At 67.0% G+C, this 16463-nt stretch carries 15 protein-coding genes; 6 read left to right on the top strand and 9 right to left on the bottom strand.

The features are described from left to right. Positions 1-154: 154 nt before the first annotated feature. Positions 155-1267, bottom strand: coding sequence for an ROK family transcriptional regulator (locus tag QAR72_RS06180; RefSeq protein ID WP_304616493.1), 1113 nt, complete (start codon positions 1265-1267; stop codon positions 155-157). A gap of 120 nt (positions 1268-1387) precedes the next feature. Between QAR72_RS06180 and QAR72_RS06175 the strand changes: the two genes are divergently transcribed. From QAR72_RS06175 to QAR72_RS06165, 3 genes are all read left to right on the top strand, one after another. Continuing rightward, positions 1388-2416 (top strand): sugar ABC transporter substrate-binding protein, encoded by a 1029-nt coding sequence (locus QAR72_RS06175; RefSeq protein ID WP_304616492.1) that lies wholly within the window; start codon positions 1388-1390, stop codon positions 2414-2416. A 68-nt stretch (positions 2417-2484) separates the two neighbouring features. Beyond that, positions 2485-3540, top strand: a complete 1056-nt coding sequence (locus tag QAR72_RS06170; RefSeq protein WP_304616491.1) for an ABC transporter permease — start codon at positions 2485-2487, stop codon at positions 3538-3540. Further along, the gene (locus QAR72_RS06165; RefSeq protein WP_304616490.1) at positions 3537-4310 is read left to right on the top strand and encodes an ATP-binding cassette domain-containing protein; all 774 of its coding nucleotides are present in this window, start codon (positions 3537-3539) and stop codon (positions 4308-4310) included. The genes QAR72_RS06170 and QAR72_RS06165 overlap by 4 nt, the downstream gene beginning before the upstream one ends. 55 nt (positions 4311-4365) lie before the next feature. Here QAR72_RS06165 and QAR72_RS06160 read toward each other — a convergent pair whose 3' ends face one another. From QAR72_RS06160 to thrS, 4 genes are all read right to left on the bottom strand, one after another. After that, positions 4366-5586 carry a multidrug effflux MFS transporter gene (locus QAR72_RS06160; RefSeq protein WP_304616489.1) on the bottom strand — a complete coding sequence of 407 codons (1221 nt, stop codon included), beginning with the start codon at positions 5584-5586 and terminating at the stop codon, positions 4366-4368. A 64-nt stretch (positions 5587-5650) separates the two neighbouring features. After that, positions 5651-6268: a DsbA family oxidoreductase gene (locus tag QAR72_RS06155; protein ID WP_304616488.1), complete on the bottom strand. Its 618-nt coding sequence runs from the start codon at positions 6266-6268 to the stop codon at positions 5651-5653. 72 nt (positions 6269-6340) lie between these two features. Continuing rightward, the gene (locus QAR72_RS06150) at positions 6341-6547 is read right to left on the bottom strand and encodes a cold-shock protein (RefSeq protein WP_304616487.1); all 207 of its coding nucleotides are present in this window, start codon (positions 6545-6547) and stop codon (positions 6341-6343) included. A gap of 203 nt (positions 6548-6750) precedes the next feature. Beyond that, positions 6751-8697, bottom strand: a complete 1947-nt coding sequence (gene thrS, locus QAR72_RS06145) for a threonine--tRNA ligase (RefSeq protein WP_304616486.1) — start codon at positions 8695-8697, stop codon at positions 6751-6753. A gap of 178 nt (positions 8698-8875) precedes the next feature. Between thrS and QAR72_RS06140 the strand changes: the two genes are divergently transcribed. Then, positions 8876-9622: an alpha/beta hydrolase gene (locus QAR72_RS06140; protein WP_304616485.1), complete on the top strand. Its 747-nt coding sequence runs from the start codon at positions 8876-8878 to the stop codon at positions 9620-9622. 47 nt (positions 9623-9669) lie between these two features. On the opposite strand, the gene phaZ is transcribed toward QAR72_RS06140, so the two are convergent. Beyond that, positions 9670-10959 (bottom strand): polyhydroxyalkanoate depolymerase, encoded by a 1290-nt coding sequence (gene phaZ, locus QAR72_RS06135; protein WP_442953558.1) that lies wholly within the window; start codon positions 10957-10959, stop codon positions 9670-9672. A gap of 156 nt (positions 10960-11115) precedes the next feature. Between phaZ and phaC the strand changes: the two genes are divergently transcribed. Beyond that, positions 11116-13239 (top strand): class I poly(R)-hydroxyalkanoic acid synthase, encoded by a 2124-nt coding sequence (gene phaC / locus QAR72_RS06130; RefSeq protein WP_442953557.1) that lies wholly within the window; start codon positions 11116-11118, stop codon positions 13237-13239. Between the two features lie 150 nt (positions 13240-13389). Further along, the gene (locus QAR72_RS06125) at positions 13390-13851 is read left to right on the top strand and encodes a Phasin (RefSeq protein ID WP_304616484.1); all 462 of its coding nucleotides are present in this window, start codon (positions 13390-13392) and stop codon (positions 13849-13851) included. Between the two features lie 143 nt (positions 13852-13994). Here QAR72_RS06125 and QAR72_RS06120 read toward each other — a convergent pair whose 3' ends face one another. The 3 genes from QAR72_RS06120 to QAR72_RS06110 all read right to left on the bottom strand — a co-directional run. Continuing rightward, positions 13995-14573: a YceI family protein gene (locus QAR72_RS06120; RefSeq protein ID WP_304616483.1), complete on the bottom strand. Its 579-nt coding sequence runs from the start codon at positions 14571-14573 to the stop codon at positions 13995-13997. A 98-nt stretch (positions 14574-14671) separates the two neighbouring features. After that, a complete protein-coding gene (locus QAR72_RS06115) occupies positions 14672-15829 on the bottom strand; it encodes a cytochrome b/b6 domain-containing protein (protein WP_304616482.1) in 1158 nt (385 codons plus the stop codon). 108 nt (positions 15830-15937) lie between these two features. Next, positions 15938-16463, bottom strand: a 526-nt coding sequence (locus QAR72_RS06110; protein WP_304616481.1) for a murein hydrolase activator EnvC family protein, incomplete at its 5' end; no start/stop codon positions are given.

Below are 16463 nucleotides of genomic sequence, written 5' to 3'. Positions count from 1 at the left end.
GGCTGATCTCCTTCTTGCATTGTCGAAGGGCGTTGTCCTTTGGCCGCGATCCTGGGATCTTGGCCCGACAGGCTTCCCCGTGCGGGGTCCACCAACACCAATGAAGTCCGCGCTTATAGAGCCGCGCGCCGCCAAGTCAAGCGGCAATCCCCGGTCACGGCGCGGCGCTGTCGGGCTGGAAGAAATGCGCCAGAGGCAGGCCCGCCGCGCCAAGGATGCGTCCTGCCCGGCCCAGCCCGCCCTGCACGACGCGGGGCCGGTCGATCCCTGCTGCGGGCATGCGTTCCAGCGCCGCGCGCGTGGCCTCGGCCAGCCGGGCGCGGGTCGCGGGCGGCACGGCACCGTCGATCACGACCAGCGGCAGATCGACCAGCGCCACCGCCGACAGCGCGACGAAGGCCAGGGCCTCGCCCGCCTGCGCCGCCCAGGCGGCCTCGTCCGCCTCGGGGACGTCCCAGGCCGAATCATCGGGCGGCAGGGCGCGGCCGATCTGACGCTCCAGCGCCGAGACCGAGGCCTGATCCAGAAGCTGCCCGCCCCCCGGCACCGGCATCGAGCCGAGCGCGCCCGCATTCCGCGTGGGCCCGTGGCGCAGCACTCCGTCCAGGACGATCCCGCCCCCCGCGAAATGCGCGACATAGATATGGATGAAGTCGGGCGGCAATTCCTGCGCGCCAAAGATCAGCTCGGCCCCGCAGGCGGTGGTCGCGTCGTTCTCGAGAAAGACGGGGCAGGGCAGGTCAGGCGCCAGTTCGGCGGCCAGGTCCAGCCCTTCCCAATCGGCCATTTCGGCGCCCCAATCCCACAGCCGGTAGGGTGTGGCGATGCCCAGTCCCGCGACGCGGCCGCGCAGTGCGCGCGGCAGGCTCTCCAGAAAGGTCGCGACCCCGTGGCGGGCAAAGCTGAGAATGCGGCGCGGTTCGGGAAAGGCGTGCATTTCCTGCCGGTGCAGCCGGATCTGGCCGGTGAAATCCACCAGCGCCAGTTCGGCCAGCCTGCGCCCGATCTTCAGCCCCAGAAACAGCGCCCCGTCCGGCGCCAGCGATAAGGGCGTCGAAGGCTGGCCGACCTTGCCCCGCACCACTTCGCCCGCATCCAGCAGCCCGGCCGCCATCAGCTTGCGCGTCAGATTGGTGATGGCCTGCGCCGACAGGCCCGTGCGCAGCGCCAGGGCCGCGCGGGGCAGGGGGCCGTGCCGGCGGATCAGCGACAGGATCAGCCGCTCGTTGCGGCTGAGGCCAGGGCCGGCGCTCAGGTCGTTTGGCATCATGCGGTCCTCCCTCGCATCATTAAATAAACGTAATTGATTTATTGACAAGCGGCTTGTTGTGATGCTTTTTGAGTGCAGGGCGGGATGAGGGCCCGCCGTTCTGGAGGAGTTATCAGAATGACGAAGAAAACGATTCTGGCCGCGTCCGCGGCCCTGTCCGCGCTTGCCCTGTCGATGGGTGGGGCTGCCGCGCAGGAAACGACCCGCGCCTGCCTGATCACCAAGACCGACATCAACCCGTTCTTCGTCAAGATGCGCGAAGGCGCCACCGCCAAGGCGCAGGAACTGGGCATCGAACTGCTGACCTTCGCGGGCAAGATCGACGGCGATCACGAGACGCAGCAGCAGGCCGTCGAAAGCTGCATCGCGGCGGGCGCCAAGGGCATCCTGATCACCGCTTCGGACACCAAGGCCATCGTGGACCCGCTGGCGCAGGCCCGCGCGGCCGGCATCCTTGTCATCGCGCTGGACACGCCGCTTGACCCGATCGACGCCGCCGACGCCACCTTTGCCACCGACAACCGCGAGGCCGGCCGCCTGATCGGCGCCTGGGCCGCCGCGACGATGGGCGATGCCGCCGCCGATGCCCGCATCGCGCTGCTGGACCTGTCGCCGAGCGCGCCCTCGGTCGATGTGCTGCGCAACCAGGGTTTCCTTGAAGGCTTCGGCGTCGACGTGAACAATCCCGACGTGATCGGCGACGAGAACGATCCGCGCATCGTCGGCAACGAAGTGACCTCGGGCAACGAGGAAGGCGGCCGTCAGGCGATGGAGGCGCTGATGCAGCGCGATCCGAACATCAACCTCGTCTACACGATCAACGAGCCCGCCGCCGCTGGCGCCTATGAGGCACTGCGCTCGTTCGGCAAGGAAAACGACGTGCTGATCGTGTCGGTCGATGGCGGGTGCCCCGGCGTGCAGAACATCCGCGACGGCGTGATCGGCGCGACGGCCCAGCAATATCCGCTGCTGATGGCGTCTATGGGGATCGAGGCGATCGCCGCCTTCGCCGCCGACGGCACCAAGCCCTCGACCAGCGACGGGCTGGATTTCACCAATACCGGCGTGAACCTCGTGACCGGCGAGCCTGTCGAGGGCGTGGAATCCATCGATGTCGAGGAAGGTCTCGCCCGCTGCTGGGGCTGATCCTGTCCTGAAATCCGTCGGCGGCCGTCATGGCCGCCGGCGCTGCTGCCAGTTCCACGGAGTGCGCGATGTCTGACACCCCCGATCCCGTGGTCGAACGCAACAGCCGCGAAACGGTCGCCCAGTTCGATACCCGTTCGCGCAGCGCGTTGGACCGGATGCAGCATTTCCTGCATCAATATCCCACCATGGTTCCGGTCATCGTGCTGGTGCTGTCGGTGATCGTCTTCGGGCTTGTCTCGCCCAACTTCTTTTCCGCCTTCAACCTGTCGCTGATCCTGCAGCAAGTCGCGGTGGTCGGCACGCTGGCGGCGGCGCAGTCGCTGGTGATCCTGACGGCGGGGATCGACCTGTCGGTCGGGGCGGTGATGGTGCTGATCTCGGTCGTGATGGGCCACCTGGCCGTCAACATGGGCATCCCGGTGCCCATCGCCATCCTGATCGGCCTGGCCTGCGGCGCCGCGACGGGGGCCTTGAACGGCTTTCTGGTCACGCGGCTGAAGCTGCCGCCCTTCATCACGACCCTTGGCACCTGGAATATCTTCCTTGCGTTGAATTATTACCTGTCCGGGCGCGAGACGATCCGCAGCCAGACCATTGATGCCGAAGCGCCTCTGCTTAAATTCTTCGGCACGAGGTTCGAGATCGGCGGGGCTGTCCTGACCTATGGCGTCGTGCTGATGCTGGTGGTGTTCGCGGTGCTCTATTACGCGCTCTACAAGACCGCTTGGGGACGTCGGGTCTATGCCGTCGGCGACGACCCCGAGGCTGCGGCGCTGGCCGGCATCCAGACCAAGCGCGTGCTGATGTCGGTCTATGTCGTGGCGGGCGTGATCTGCGCGCTGGCGGCGTGGTCCTCGATCGGTCGCGTCGGCTCGGTCAGCCCGACCTCGTTCTTCGAGGCGAACCTCGAATCCATCACCGCCGTGGTGATCGGGGGCATCTCGCTCTTTGGCGGGCGCGGCTCGATCCTGGGGCCGCTGATCGGGGCGCTGATCGTGGGCGTCTTCAATTCGGGGCTGCGGCTGGCCGGCGTGGACGTGCTGTGGCAGCTATTCGCGACCGGCTGGCTGATCATCCTGGCTGTCGCCATCGACCAATGGATCCGGAAGGTGTCGTCATGACCGAGCCCATTCTGACCGCCCGCAACCTAGTCAAGCGTTATGGCCGCGTGACTGCGATGGACGGCGCCGATTTCGACCTCTACCCGGGCGAGATCCTGGCCGTGATCGGCGATAACGGCGCCGGCAAGTCCAGCCTGATCAAGGCGCTTTCGGGCGCCGTCCAGCCCGACGAGGGCGAGATCCGGCTGGCAGGCCAGCCCGTCAGTTTCGCCAGCCCGCTGGATGCGCGCAATGCCGGGATTGAGACCGTCTATCAGACGCTGGCCCTGTCGCCCGCCCTGTCGATTGCCGACAACATGTTCATGGGGCGCGAATTGCGCCGCAAGGATGTGCTGGGCCGCTGGTTCGGCATGCTGGACACGCCCGCCATGCACGCCTTCGCGCGCCAGAAGCTGTCCGAGCTGGGCCTGATGACGATCCAGAATATCGGCCAGCCGGTCGAGACCCTGTCGGGCGGCCAGCGTCAGGGCGTCGCCGTAGCGCGAGCTGCGGCCTTCGGCAGCCGCGTCATCATCCTGGACGAGCCCACGGCGGCCCTCGGCGTCAAGGAAAGCCGCCGCGTTCTGGAGCTGATCCAGGACGTGCGCTCGCGCGGCATTCCCATCGTGCTGATCAGCCACAATATGCCGCATGTCTTCGAAGTGGCCGACCGCATCCATATTCATCGGCTGGGTCGGCGACTCTGCGTCATCGACCCAAAGCAGCATTCGATGTCGGATGCAGTGGCCTACATGACCGGCGCCAAGGTCCCCGAGGGGATCGCTGCCTGAAACAGCAATGCCCAGCAGGGCAAGGCCGCCGCGGGTTCCCCTCGCGGCGGCTTTCTTATCCCTGCAGGCGGCGCATCAGCAGCACGGCGATCCCCGAACAGGTCAGCGTCGAGATGACCACCGGCAGCGCCGTCCCGTCATAGAGCAGGCCGATTGGCGCCGCGATCAGCACAGCCGCCAGCGTCGAGATCGCCGCGACGACTGAGGCCGCCATGCCCGCGATATGGCCCATCCGTTGCAGCGCCAGCGCGTTCAGGTTGCCGAAGGTCACGCCCGCCATGAAGAAGACGCTGGTCGCCCAGAAGAAGAAGGCCGGGAATTGCAGCGAAGGGGGCAGGGCGTCCGTCAACAGCAGAATCAGCATGATGGCCGAGACGACGGTCTGCATCTGATAGGCCCAGCCCGCGATGCGCCGCATCCCGAAGCGCATGACGAAGCGCGCGTTCAGGATCGTGGCCGTCCCCGACAGCAGCGCCATCGCGGCAAACCACAGCGGGAAATTGTCGCCCCTGCCATAGGTCTCGCCGAACAATTGCTGCGCCGAGGACAGCAGCGCGAACATCTGCCCGAAGCCGAGCGTCAGGATGACCGTCGCCAGCATCACCTGCCGGTCCGACAGCACTTCGCGCGCCGAGGCGGCAAGGACGGACAGCTTCAGCGGGCGGCGCCGTTCGGCCGGCAGCGTCTCGGGCTGGCGGATGTTCAGCCACAGTGCGCCGACGATGGCGAATGCCGCAAAGGCCAGGAACACGCCGTGCCAGTGGCTGACCGCGATGATCCCCGCCCCAAGCGACGGGGCCAAGGCCGGAACGATGATGAAGATCATCATCACGAAACTGGTGATCCGCGCCATTTCGCGCCCCTCGTAGAGGTCGCGGACCAGCGCCACGCCGACGATCCGGGGCGCCGCCGCGCCGATGCCCTGGATGAAGCGCGCGAGCAGCAGCATCTCCAGCGATTGGGCCGCAATCGCCGCCAGCGCGGCCAAAGTGTAAAGGCCAAAGCCCAAGGTGATCGTCAGCTTGCGCCCGATCGCGTCCGAGATCGGCCCCGCGAACAGCGTGCCGAGCCCCATGCCCGCGACGAAGCTGGTCAGGATCAGCTGCGCGCGATTGATGTTGTCGGGCGTCAGCTCGGCCCCGATCTCGGGCAGGGCGGGCAGCATCGCGTCGATGGAAAAGGCGATGGTGGCGAACAGGAACGCCAGCATCGCGATGAATTCGGGCAAGGGCAGGCGGCGCGGCGCTTGGCTGGCCGGGTGGGCGATATCGGTCATGGGAATACCTGTCGGTTCTGATCCGCAGATAGGCGCGATTTGCACGATCTGCAAGTCTTGCCCGTCAGGCGGCGCCGATCTCGTCGATCACTTGCTGCCACAGGGCGGCGGGCTGTGCGCCCGGCACGACATGGGAATTGGCGACGATGAAGGTCGGGACCGACCGGACGCCGCGCTGCCGGGCATGGGCCTCGCGGCGCAGAACCTCGTCCCGGTCGGCATCCGAGGCCAGAAGCCGGGCGGTCACGTCCTGATCCATCCCCGCCGCCGCCGCGATCCGGGACAGGGTGGCGTGATCGGCGATGTCGCCCGCCTCTTGCCAATGGGCGCGCAAGAGGCCCGCCATCACACGGCTCTGCGCGCCTTCAAGCCCCGCCCAATGCAGCAGACGATGCGCATCCAACGTGTTCGGCTCACGCGGTGCCGGGTTCAGATTCAGCCCAAGAGATGCCGCCTCGCGCGCGATCTGCTCGCCTGCCTCGGTCGCGCGGGCGCCCAGCTTGGCCTGCAGATGGGCGATGCGGTCGGCGCCTTCGGGCGGCAGGTCGAGATTCAGGCGGAACGGGTGCCAGGTGATCGCAAAGGGATGGTCGGGGCGGCTTTCCAGCGCCCGGTCCAGTTGCAGCTTGCCGATCAGGCACCAAGGGCAGACCGGATCGGCAAAGATATCAAGCGTGACCATCGTGGGACCTGTCGCGGAAAAAAGGAAAACGGCCCGCGCGAACGGGCCGTCGCAGCACGCCAGGGCGTGAGATCAGAGCAGTTTCAGATCGCTGGCCGAGGCGCGGCCGTCACGGCCCGACTGCAGCTCGTAGCCGATCTTCTGGTTGTCCTGCAGGCCGGTGAGGCCTGCACGCTCCACTGCCGAGATGTGGACGAACACGTCCTTGCCGCCGTCATCGGGCGCGATGAAGCCGTAGCCTTTGGTGGCGTTGAACCACTTTACCGTTCCGGTCGCCATAACCGTCTCTCCTTCAAGTCATCCCGGCGCAGGATTGCGCCAGGCCGTGCAGCCCGCTTTCGGAATTCCGGCTGCCCGTAAGGGAGGCGGTAGAAAGTCCTTGCTCACGCGAGGGTGAGGATGCCCGAATCGCAGCGAAAGGCAAGCGGGAATAACGGGCAGCTTGCCGCTGCCCGGTGACGGCCGTGTGACATCGGCGCCAATCAGCGCAGATCGGGCGGGGTCGCCTCGGCTTTCAGCATCTCGACCGCTTCGGCCAAGGTCAGGCTGCGGCTGCCCTGTGCGTCCAGACGGCGCAGCGACACGCTGCGGGTCTCGACCTCCTTCATGCCGATGGCCATGATGGCGGGCACCTTGGCGACCGAATGCTCGCGGACCTTGTAGTTGATCTTCTCGTTGCGGGTATCGGCCTCGGCCCGGATGCCCGCCGCGCGCAGTTCGGCCACGACCTCGTGCACGAAATCATCGGCATCCGAGACGATCGAGGCGACCACGACCTGACGCGGGGCCAGCCAGAAGGGCAGCTTGCCCGCGCTGTTCTCGATCAGGATGCCGATGAAACGCTCGAAGCTGCCAAGCACCGCGCGGTGCAGCATGATCGGGCGGTGCTTGTGGCCGTCCGCGCCGACATACTCGGCATCCAGCCGCTCGGGCAGGTTGGGGTCCACCTGCAGCGTGCCGCATTGCCAGTCGCGGCCGATGGCGTCGGTCAGCACGAACTCGAGCTTGGGCCCGTAGAAGGCGCCTTCGCCCGGGAAGATCGTGAAGTCGTGCCCGGCGGCCTTGCAGGCATTGCCAAGCGCGGCCTCGGTGCGATCCCAGCTTTCCTCGGACCCGATGCGCTTTTCCGGCCGCGTCGATAGCTTGATGCGCCATTTCTCGAAGCCGAGATCGGCATAAACCGAGGACAGAAGGTCGATGAACTTCTTCGTCTCTGCCTCGATCTGGTCCTCGGTGCAGAAGATGTGCGCGTCGTCCTGGGTGAAGCCGCGCACGCGCATCATCCCGTGCAGCGCGCCCGAGGGCTCGTAGCGGTTGCAGGACCCGAATTCGGCCATGCGCAGCGGCAGGTCGCGATAGGATTTGAGGCCGTGGTTGAAGACCTGCACGTGGCAGGGGCAGTTCATCGGCTTCAAGGCGTTGATGGTCTTGGTCTTGGCGTGCTCCTCGTCGACCTCGACGATGAACATGTTCTCCTGGTAGTTTTCCCAGTGGCCCGATTCTTCCCACAGCTTGCGGCTGACCACCTGGGGCGTGTTCACCTCGACATAGCCATCCGCGCGCTGGCGGCGGCGCATGTAGTCTTGCAGCGCGACATAGATGTTCCAGCCGTTCGGGTGCCAGAAGATCTGGCCCGGCGCCTCTTCCTGCATGTGAAAGAGGTCCATCTCGCGGCCCAGCTTGCGGTGGTCGCGCTTGGCGGCCTCTTCCAGCATGGTCATGTGGGCCTTCAGCTCGTCGCGCGTGCGGAAGGCGACCCCATAGATGCGCTGAAGCATCGGGCGCGAGGCGTCTCCCAGCCAGTAGGCGCCCGCAATATGGGTCAGCTTGAAGGCGTCGGCGGGCAGTTGCGCCATGGATTGCAGATGCGGGCCGCGGCACAGGTCCTGCCATTCGCCGTGCCAGTACATGCGGATGTCCTGACCCTCGGGGATGCGGTCCAGGAGCTCCAGCTTGAAGGGTTCGTTCGCGGCCTCGTAATGGGCGCGGGCGCGGGCGCGGTCCCAGACCTCGGTGCGGATCGGCTCGCGCGCATTGACGATCTCGCGCATTTTCGCCTCGATCCGGGCCAGATCCTCGGGGACGAAAGGTTCGGCGCGGTCGAAATCGTAGAACCAGCCGTGATCGCGGACCGGGCCGATTGTCACCTTCACGTCGGGCCAGATCTCTTGCACGGCGCGGGCCATGACATGGGCGAAATCGTGACGGATCAGTTCCAGCGCCTGCGCGTCGTCCTTCATCGTGTGGATGGCAATGGCGCCGCTTTCGGTGATCGGCCAGGCCAGATCGACATGGCGCCCGTCAAGGCTGGCCGAGATCGCGCGCTTGGCGAGGCTGGGCGCGATGCTGGCCGCGACCTCGGCCGCCGTCACGCCGGCGGGATAGTCGCGCGCATTGCCGTCGGGAAAGGAGAGGGTGATCTGGGACATTGCGTCCTCCTCGTCGGTTTGGCGCCCACGGAACGCCCGGTTGCGGGTATGTCGGGCAGGCATGGACGCGGGCGGCGGCGCTGTCAAGTCGGCGGCGTCACCTCGGCGGGGCGGTTCAGTTCCGCCCGCGCCTCGCGTATCAACGGGGCAAAGGCATGGCCACAGCAGGAGATTGCGGATGAGCACTTATCTCGACACCCCGACCGGGCGGCGCATCGCCTATTCCCGCCAGCCGGGCAGCGGCCCGGGAATCGTCTTTCTGGGCGGGTTCAAATCCGACATGACAGGGACCAAGGCGCTGCATCTGCAGGATTGGGCTGCGCGGCGGGGGCGGGCCTTCCTGCGTTTCGACTATTCGGGCCACGGCGACAGCAGCGGCCTGTTCGAGGAGGGCGCGATCGGGGATTGGGCCGAAGATGCCCGCCACGCCATCGAGACCCTGACCGAAGGGCCGCAGATCCTGGTCGGCTCGTCCATGGGCGGCTGGATCGCGCTGTTGATGACGCGGTCGATGCCGCATCGCGTGGCGGGGCTGGTGACGATCGCCGCCGCGCCCGATTTCACGGAACGCGGCTTCTGGGCGGGCTTCTCCGAGGATCAGCGCCAGACCGTCCAGCGCGACGGCCGGATCGAATTGCCAAGCGATTATGCCGACAGCCCCTATGTCATCACCCGCCGCCTGATCGAGGATGGCCGCGACCATCTGGTCCTGAACCAGCCCCTGCGCCTGGACATGCCCGTCCGGATGCTGCAGGGCACGGCGGATGCGGATGTGCCGATGTCGTGGGCGCTGGACCTGCTGGACCATGCCGATGGCCGGGATATCCGGCTGCTGCTGGTCAAGGGCGCGGATCACCGCTTTTCCACGCCGGAATGCCTGCGCGCCATCGAGAGGCAGATCGAACAGATCGACGAGATCGACTGACGGACAGGCCAGACGCGAAGGGCCCCGCGCGACCGGGGCCCTGTCGTTCAGACCGGCATATGGGCGTTGCTGTCCTTGCCAGGCTCCGCCGCGACCTTGCGGCGGCGGCGGCGCGGCTTGACCGAATCGGGCAGGATCGAATGCTCGTCGATGAAATCCAGCACCAGCGGGCGGATGTTCAGCCGCCAGGACTTGCCCGCGAAGATGCCGTAATGCCCGGCCCCTTCCTCGAGATGCTGCGCCTTCTTGCTGTCCGGCAGCCCTGTGCACAGCTTCAGCGCGGCGACGCATTGACCCGGCGCCGAGATGTCGTCATTCGCCCCCTCGACGGTCATCACCGCGACATTGGTGATCTTGCCGATATCGACCGGCTTGCCATCGACGCTGAAGCGGTTCTGCGCGATTTCCAGACCCTTGAAGATGCGCTCGACGGTCGACAGGTAGAATTCCGCCGTCATGTCCATCACGGCCAGATATTCGTCGTAGAACTTGTTGTGCTTGTCGCCCTCATAGGCCAGCCCGCGCGCCTCGGCGAAGATCTGGTTGATGAAGGCGTTGGTATGCGTCTCGGCATTCATCGCGATGAAGGAGGACAGCTGCGCCAGACCCGGATAGACCATCCGGCCCGCGCCACGGTATTTGAAGCCGACGGACTGGATGACCAGATGCTCCAGCTCGCCCATGGTGACGCGGTTTCCGAAATCGGTCACTTCGGTCGCGGCGGCGTCGGGATCGACCGGCCCGCCGATCAGCGTCAGCGTACGCGGCTGTGCGGCGGGGTCTTCCTCGGCCAGGATCGCGGTCGCGGCCAGGGCCAGCGGCGCGGGCTGGCAGACCGCGATCACGTTCGTGTCCGGCCCCAGATGGCGGATGAAATCGACCAGATAGCGGGTGTAATCCTCGATGTCGAACTTGCCCTCGGAAACCGGGATGTCGCGGGCATTGTGCCAGTCGGTGACATAAAGCTCGCAATCGGGCAGCAGAGAGGTCACGGTCGAGCGCATCAGCGTCGCGTAATGGCCCGACATGGGCGCGACCAGCAGCACCTTGCGGGGGCGCGCTTCGCGCCGCGCGACGCGGAAATGCACCAGATCGCCGAAGGGACGGCGGATGACCGGCTCGGGATAGACGTTGTGATCCTGCCCGTCATCGCCCGGAATGGCGGGGATCTGCCAGCCCGGCTTGATGACCATGCGGGCAAAGCTGCGTTCGGTCACGCGGCCCCATGCGCCCATCAGCTTGATGCCGGGATGCGGGATCAGCGCGAAGGCCGGATAGGACGCAAGCGCCCGCGCCGAGGCGCCCAGCCACTCGTTCGTGTTCCGGATCGCTTCCATCGCGTCGTATGAAACGATTCCCCTCAGACCCTTTGTCGGCATGTCGCTCACCATCAGATGCCTTCGCAGGGGCTGTGTGGGTCCGGGAAATGCCGGGTTTACGCTGTCCGCGCCCTGCGCCTATCATGGGTCAAGTTCTAGGGGGGGAACCGGCTCATGGCAAGCAAATCGACCCGTTCGCGGAAAGATCCGTCCGGTCCTGCCGACAGGAAGGCAACAGCCCGCAAGCCGCGCAGCGGGACGGCAAAGGCCACCAAGGCCGAGACTGCGGCCGAGACTGCGGCGGAGGCCAAGGCCGCCGCGCCGGTGCCGACGCCCGTGACGAAGTCCGCGCCCCGCGCCCGCGCCAGGGCCGCCGCGGCGAAGAAGCCATCCGCCGCTGCGACCCCTGAAACCGCGCCCGCCGTCGCGCCCGAGGCACCTGTCGCGCCCGAGGCACCGGCCGAGGCCCCGAAACGCGCCTCCGCCACACCGGCCCATGAAGCCGCGCGCGAGATGCTGCGCGGGCTGGCGCAGACCGGATCCGCGCCCACCGCGCAGAAGCTGGCCGAGAACATCGAGCGGATCGAGCTGCTCAGCCACCGGCTGATGGCGGCGCTGGCCGACCGTCAGCCGCTCAATCCCGGCGTCGAGGGGCCGGGCCCCGATCTCTACGTCACCGCCGCCGGGGCGCTGATGAAGACTCTGACCGAACAGCCCTCTCGGATGATCGAGAATCAGGTGAATTACTGGGCCGAGACGCTTAAGAACTACGCCCGCGCCCAAGAGGCCCTGGTCAAGGGCAAGCTGACCGCCCCCGAGGACGAAGCCCCCCGCGACCGCCGCTTTGCGAACCCGCTGTGGCAGACGCATCCCTATTTCAACCTGGTCAAGCGCCAGTATCAGACCAATGCCGAGGCCCTGCGCTCGGCCGCTGCCGCGCTTGAGCTGCCCGACCAGATCGCCCGGCGCAGGCTGGACTGGCTGACCGCGCAGATCATCGACATGATGGCGCCGACCAATTTTCTGGCGACCAATCCCGACGCGCTGGAAAAGGCCATCGAGACCGAGGGCGAAAGCCTTGTGCGCGGGCTGGAAAATCTGGTCCGCGATGTCGAGACCCATGGCGGCGAGGTGATCGTGTCGCTGGCCGACAGCAAGGCCTTCAGCGTCGGCCAGAACATCGGCACCGCGCCCGGCACCGTCGTGCACCGCACGCCCCTGTTCGAGCTGATCCAGTATGCGCCCACGACCCCGCAGGTCCATGCGACGCCCCTGCTGATCTTTCCGCCCTGGATCAACAAGTTCTACATCCTCGACCTCAAGCCCGAGAACAGCCTGATCCGCTGGCTGGTCGATCAGGGCCACACGCTGTTCGTTGTCAGCTGGAAGAATCCCGATGCCAGCATGGCCGAGACCGGGATCGAGGATTACATCGCCGCCTATCTGGACGCGATGGACAAGGTCCGCGACCTGACCGACCAGAAAAAGCTGAACGTGGTCGGCTATTGCATCGCCGGGACCACGCTGTCGCTGACGCTGGCGCTGCTCAAGGCGCGGGGCGATGACCGGGTGAACTGCGCGAGCTTCTTCACGACGCTGACCGATTTCTCGGACCAGGGCGAATTTACGACCTTTCTGCAGCAGGATTTCGTCGAGGGCATCGCCGAAGAGGTCGCGCGCCACGGGCTGATGCGGGCGCGCCTGATGTCGCGCACGATGAGCTTTCTGCGCGCCAACGACCTGGTCTGGGGCCCGGCGATTCGCAGCTACATGATGGGCGAGGCGCCGCCTGCCTTTGACCTGCTGTTCTGGAACGGCGACAGCACCAACCTGCCGGGCAGGATGGCGATGCAATATCTGCGCGGGCTCTGCCAGCAGAACGCCTTTGCGGGCGAAGGCTTCGATCTGATGGGTCATCGGCTGCACCTGTCCGACGTGTCGGTGCCTCTTTGCGCCATCGCCTGCGAGACGGACCATATCGCGCCGTGGAAGGATTGCTGGCGCGGCGTCGCGCAGATGGGGTCCAAGGACAAGACCTTCATCCTGTCGGAATCGGGCCATATCGCCGGGATCGTGAACCCGCCCGCCAAGAAGAAATACGGCCATTATCTCGGCTCGGCCGATTTCACCGGCGACCACGAGACCTGGCGCAAGGACGCCACCTTCACCCAGGGCAGCTGGTGGCCGCATTGGGGCGGCTGGCTGGCCGAGCGGTCGGGCCGGATGGTCGATGCCCGCGATCCGGGAGAGGGGCTGGAGCCCGCGCCAGGCCGCTATGTCCACGAGCGCGCGAGCTGAACAGCACCGTTAGCGCTGCAGCAAAATTTCTGCTGCGGCGCAGAAAAAAATCTTGAAATGCTGCAGCGCAGCATTCATATTGATCTCACGACATGACCGGCAGCGCCGCGAGGTTCAGGACCTCGGCCCTGCAACACAGGAGTGAGCAAGATGGCCAAGACCCCCGATTTCGCCAAGACCATGCAGGAAATGATGGCGAACTTTCCGATCGACACCAGCTCGATGCAAGAAGCGATGAAATCGCAGGGCATGCTGGGTGAGAAGCTGGCGAAGGTTGCCCTGGGCGCCGCCGAGCGCTCGACCGAGATTTCGGCCCGCTGGGCCAAGGACACCATCGCCCGCGCCGGCGAACTGGCCGCCGTCCGTGACGAGCCGTCGGAATATGCCAAGGCGATGAGCGATTTCGCCTCGGCCTCGGCCGAGATGGCCGCCGAGCACATGGCCGCCTATGCCGAGCTGGCCAAGAAGGTCCAGATGGACACCGTCGACCTGATGCTGACCGCCGGCAAGGACATCGCCGCCGACGCCCAGAAGGTCGCCGAGAAGGCCACCCGCGAGACGCAGGCCGCCGTGAAGAAAGCCACCACGGCTGCCGCTGCCGCCGCGAAGTGATCGCTGCGCCGGCAAGAGGTTCTTAACGAGTGACCTGTTGATCGCAGACGACAAAGGAGCAGGGGCGGGTCATTGACCCGCCCCTGTTTCGTTCCGGATGACCTGCCGCCCGCGCGCCCTTGCGGCGCGGGCGGGACCGGGGCTCATTCGGGCTGCATCGCCTCGACCGAGATGCGGATCTCGACCTCGTCCGACACGGCCGGCGCGAACATGCCCATGTTGAAGTCGCTGCGCAGGACGGTCGCGGTCGCGTCGAAACCGATCCAGGGGCGGTTCATCATCGGGTGGTCGCCCTGACCGTTCAGCACGGTATCCAGCACGACCTCGCGCGTCACGCCGTTCAGCGTCAGATCGCCCGAGATCAGCGCCGTGTTCTCGCCCGTCACCTCGATCGAGGTCGAGGTGAAGGTGACTTCCGGCGCGGCGGCCTCGCTGCCGAAGAAATCGGCCGACAGGAAATGCTCGTCACGGTCGGCATAGCCGGTCATCAGCGAGGCCACCGGGAAGCTGGCCTCGACCGAGGATGCGGCCGGGTCTTCGGCGTCGAAGACGATCGTGCCGGTGATGTCACCGAACATGCCCATCGTCGTCGAGAAGCCCAGGTGATCATAGCTGAACATGATCTGGCTGTGGCTGGTGTCGAACTGGTAGGTTTGCGGCTCGGCCAGTGCTGCGGTGGCGGCGAGGGCGATCCCGGCAGTCATGGTGCTGATCTTCAGCATGGCTGTCTCCTTCATAAGATGCCGCACCATCACCCGGCTGCGGCCTGTGCACAATTCACGATGGGCGAACACCGGCTGTCTGTCAGCGCACAACCGCGTCAGTCGCGCGCAGCGGTCAGGCTGACCTCCAGCGCGACCTCGAAGCCGACCGTGCCGTCATCGGGATAGGCCGCGCCCATCCCCCAGTCGCGGCGGTCCAGCACGGTGGCGCCCTGCATCCGCGCGATGCCGTCCTCGATCACCAGATCGAAGGGCAGGGCGACGGGCAGGGTTTCGCCGCGCAGGCTCAGGCTGCCCTCGGCGATGTAGCCCTCGCCCTCGGGGCGGATATCGGCCTCGAACAGGGCCACGGGCGTCGCCTCGGCATCCAGGAAATCGGGGCCGCGCAGCTGGTCGGTGACGGTGCCGAGCGTCGCGCTTTGCAGGTTGATCGAGACGCTGACCGCGCCCGTGCCGCTGTCGGGATCAAAGCTGATCGAGGCCGTCCAGTCGCTGAACCCCCCGCGCACCGGGGCGCCCATCTGGCGCACGGAAAAGGCCAGATCGCCCTCCTGCACCTGCCATTCCGAGGCCTGCGCCTGAAGGCTGGCCACCGGATTCTGCGGCTGCGGCACGTTCAGCGCCCAGCCCGCCCCCGCGCCCAGCACCGCCAGCGCGATCAGCACGGGCAGGGCATGGCCGCCGCCGGGCGCGTCCCGGCCTGCCGCACGGCCCGTCACCATGCGCGCCAGAACGTGGTCGCGGTCGATCAGCGCGTGTTTCAGCGCCCCCGCCACATGCAGCGCGACCGCGCCCATCAGCACCCAGGCCAGCGTCTTGTGCAGTGCCGCCATGGTCAGCGCCAGTTCGGGCGATTTTGGCACCATCGGCAGGCCCTGCCCAAGCGGCCAGAGGATCGGGGCATAGCCCTCGGTCGCGGCATGCTCGATCCAGCCGGTCAGCGGCACCAGCATCAGCGAGGCATAGAGGACCCAGTGCACGGCCTCGGCCAGGGCGGTTTCCGCCCGGCGTTCGGGGTGCAGGGGCACCGGGCGCGGCTGGCTCAGCGCCCAGACGATCCGCGCCGCGCCAAGCGCGAAGGCCGCGACGCCAAGCGTCTTGTGCAGCGAGAACAGCGTGAATTTCAGCGCCAGCTGGTCCATCGGCAACCGGTGCGCAAGCAGGCCCAGCCCGATATTGCCTAGGATCACCAGCGCCGTGGCCCAGTGAAAGGCGCGCGCGACCGCGCCATAGCTGCGAGGGGTGTTGCGATACATGGCCCGGCTCTTGTTGCGTGGCTCAGATCTAACCCAGTTTCCCGAAAGATGGGACGGGCGGCGCCGCACAGGCATTGTGCGCCCATGCGGCCCCGCCCTGCCGCGAGATCAGTTCAGGAAGCTTTCCGGGTTCAGGCTTTCAAAGCCGCGGCGCACCTCGAAATGCACCACGCCGCTCTGACCCGCGCTGCCGAGGGACTGACCCGCCGACAGGCTGTCCCCGCGCGCGACGCTGACATCGCCAAGGCCGGCATAGACCGTCATCAGGTCGCCCTCGTGCCGGACCACGACGATGGGGGTGCCGGATGTATCGCGGGTAATCGCGGCGACGGTGCCTGCCCCGGCCGCGTTGACGGGGCTGCCTGCGGGCGCGGCGATGCCGATGCCGTCATTGCGGCCCTTTTCGTAAAGCCGCACGATCGACCCCGAGACCGGCATCTGGAAGCGGCTCGCCGTGGCGGCCGTGCGCGTGGCGCCCAGATCGGTGGCGGGCGTGGCGGGGGCGGGGCTGGCGGCGGGGGCCGTCTGCTCGTCGGGCAGCGGCGCCGAGGCCGAGGGCGGCGGCGGCGTCTGGCTGCCCTGGCCGGGGCGCGTGGTCGCTGCCGTGGCGGGGCGCTGCTGGCCCGGCTGCGGG

The organism is Paracoccus sp. (in: a-proteobacteria) (assembly GCF_030604785.1).
In the GTDB taxonomy this organism is placed as follows: Bacteria; Pseudomonadota; Alphaproteobacteria; order Rhodobacterales; family Rhodobacteraceae; genus Paracoccus.
The sequence above is the reverse complement of the archived record's forward strand: the minus strand, read 5'-3'. Positions and strand labels throughout refer to the sequence as shown.

Coding starts and splice junctions, on each gene's coding strand:
- QAR72_RS06180 (WP_304616493.1), bottom strand. CDS start 1,267: ATGCCAAACGACCTGAGCGCCGGCCCTGGCCTCAGCCGCAACGAGCGG.
- QAR72_RS06175 (WP_304616492.1), top strand. CDS start 1,388: ATGACGAAGAAAACGATTCTGGCCGCGTCCGCGGCCCTGTCCGCGCTT.
- QAR72_RS06170 (WP_304616491.1), top strand. CDS start 2,485: ATGTCTGACACCCCCGATCCCGTGGTCGAACGCAACAGCCGCGAAACG.
- QAR72_RS06165 (WP_304616490.1), top strand. CDS start 3,537: ATGACCGAGCCCATTCTGACCGCCCGCAACCTAGTCAAGCGTTATGGC.
- QAR72_RS06160 (WP_304616489.1), bottom strand. CDS start 5,586: ATGACCGATATCGCCCACCCGGCCAGCCAAGCGCCGCGCCGCCTGCCC.
- QAR72_RS06155 (WP_304616488.1), bottom strand. CDS start 6,268: ATGGTCACGCTTGATATCTTTGCCGATCCGGTCTGCCCTTGGTGCCTG.
- QAR72_RS06150 (WP_304616487.1), bottom strand. CDS start 6,547: ATGGCGACCGGAACGGTAAAGTGGTTCAACGCCACCAAAGGCTACGGC.
- thrS (WP_304616486.1), bottom strand. CDS start 8,697: ATGTCCCAGATCACCCTCTCCTTTCCCGACGGCAATGCGCGCGACTAT.
- QAR72_RS06140 (WP_304616485.1), top strand. CDS start 8,876: ATGAGCACTTATCTCGACACCCCGACCGGGCGGCGCATCGCCTATTCC.
- phaZ (WP_442953558.1), bottom strand. CDS start 10,959: ATGGAAGCGATCCGGAACACGAACGAGTGGCTGGGCGCCTCGGCGCGG.
- phaC (WP_442953557.1), top strand. CDS start 11,116: ATGGCAAGCAAATCGACCCGTTCGCGGAAAGATCCGTCCGGTCCTGCC.
- QAR72_RS06125 (WP_304616484.1), top strand. CDS start 13,390: ATGGCCAAGACCCCCGATTTCGCCAAGACCATGCAGGAAATGATGGCG.
- QAR72_RS06120 (WP_304616483.1), bottom strand. CDS start 14,573: ATGCTGAAGATCAGCACCATGACTGCCGGGATCGCCCTCGCCGCCACC.
- QAR72_RS06115 (WP_304616482.1), bottom strand. CDS start 15,829: ATGTATCGCAACACCCCTCGCAGCTATGGCGCGGTCGCGCGCGCCTTT.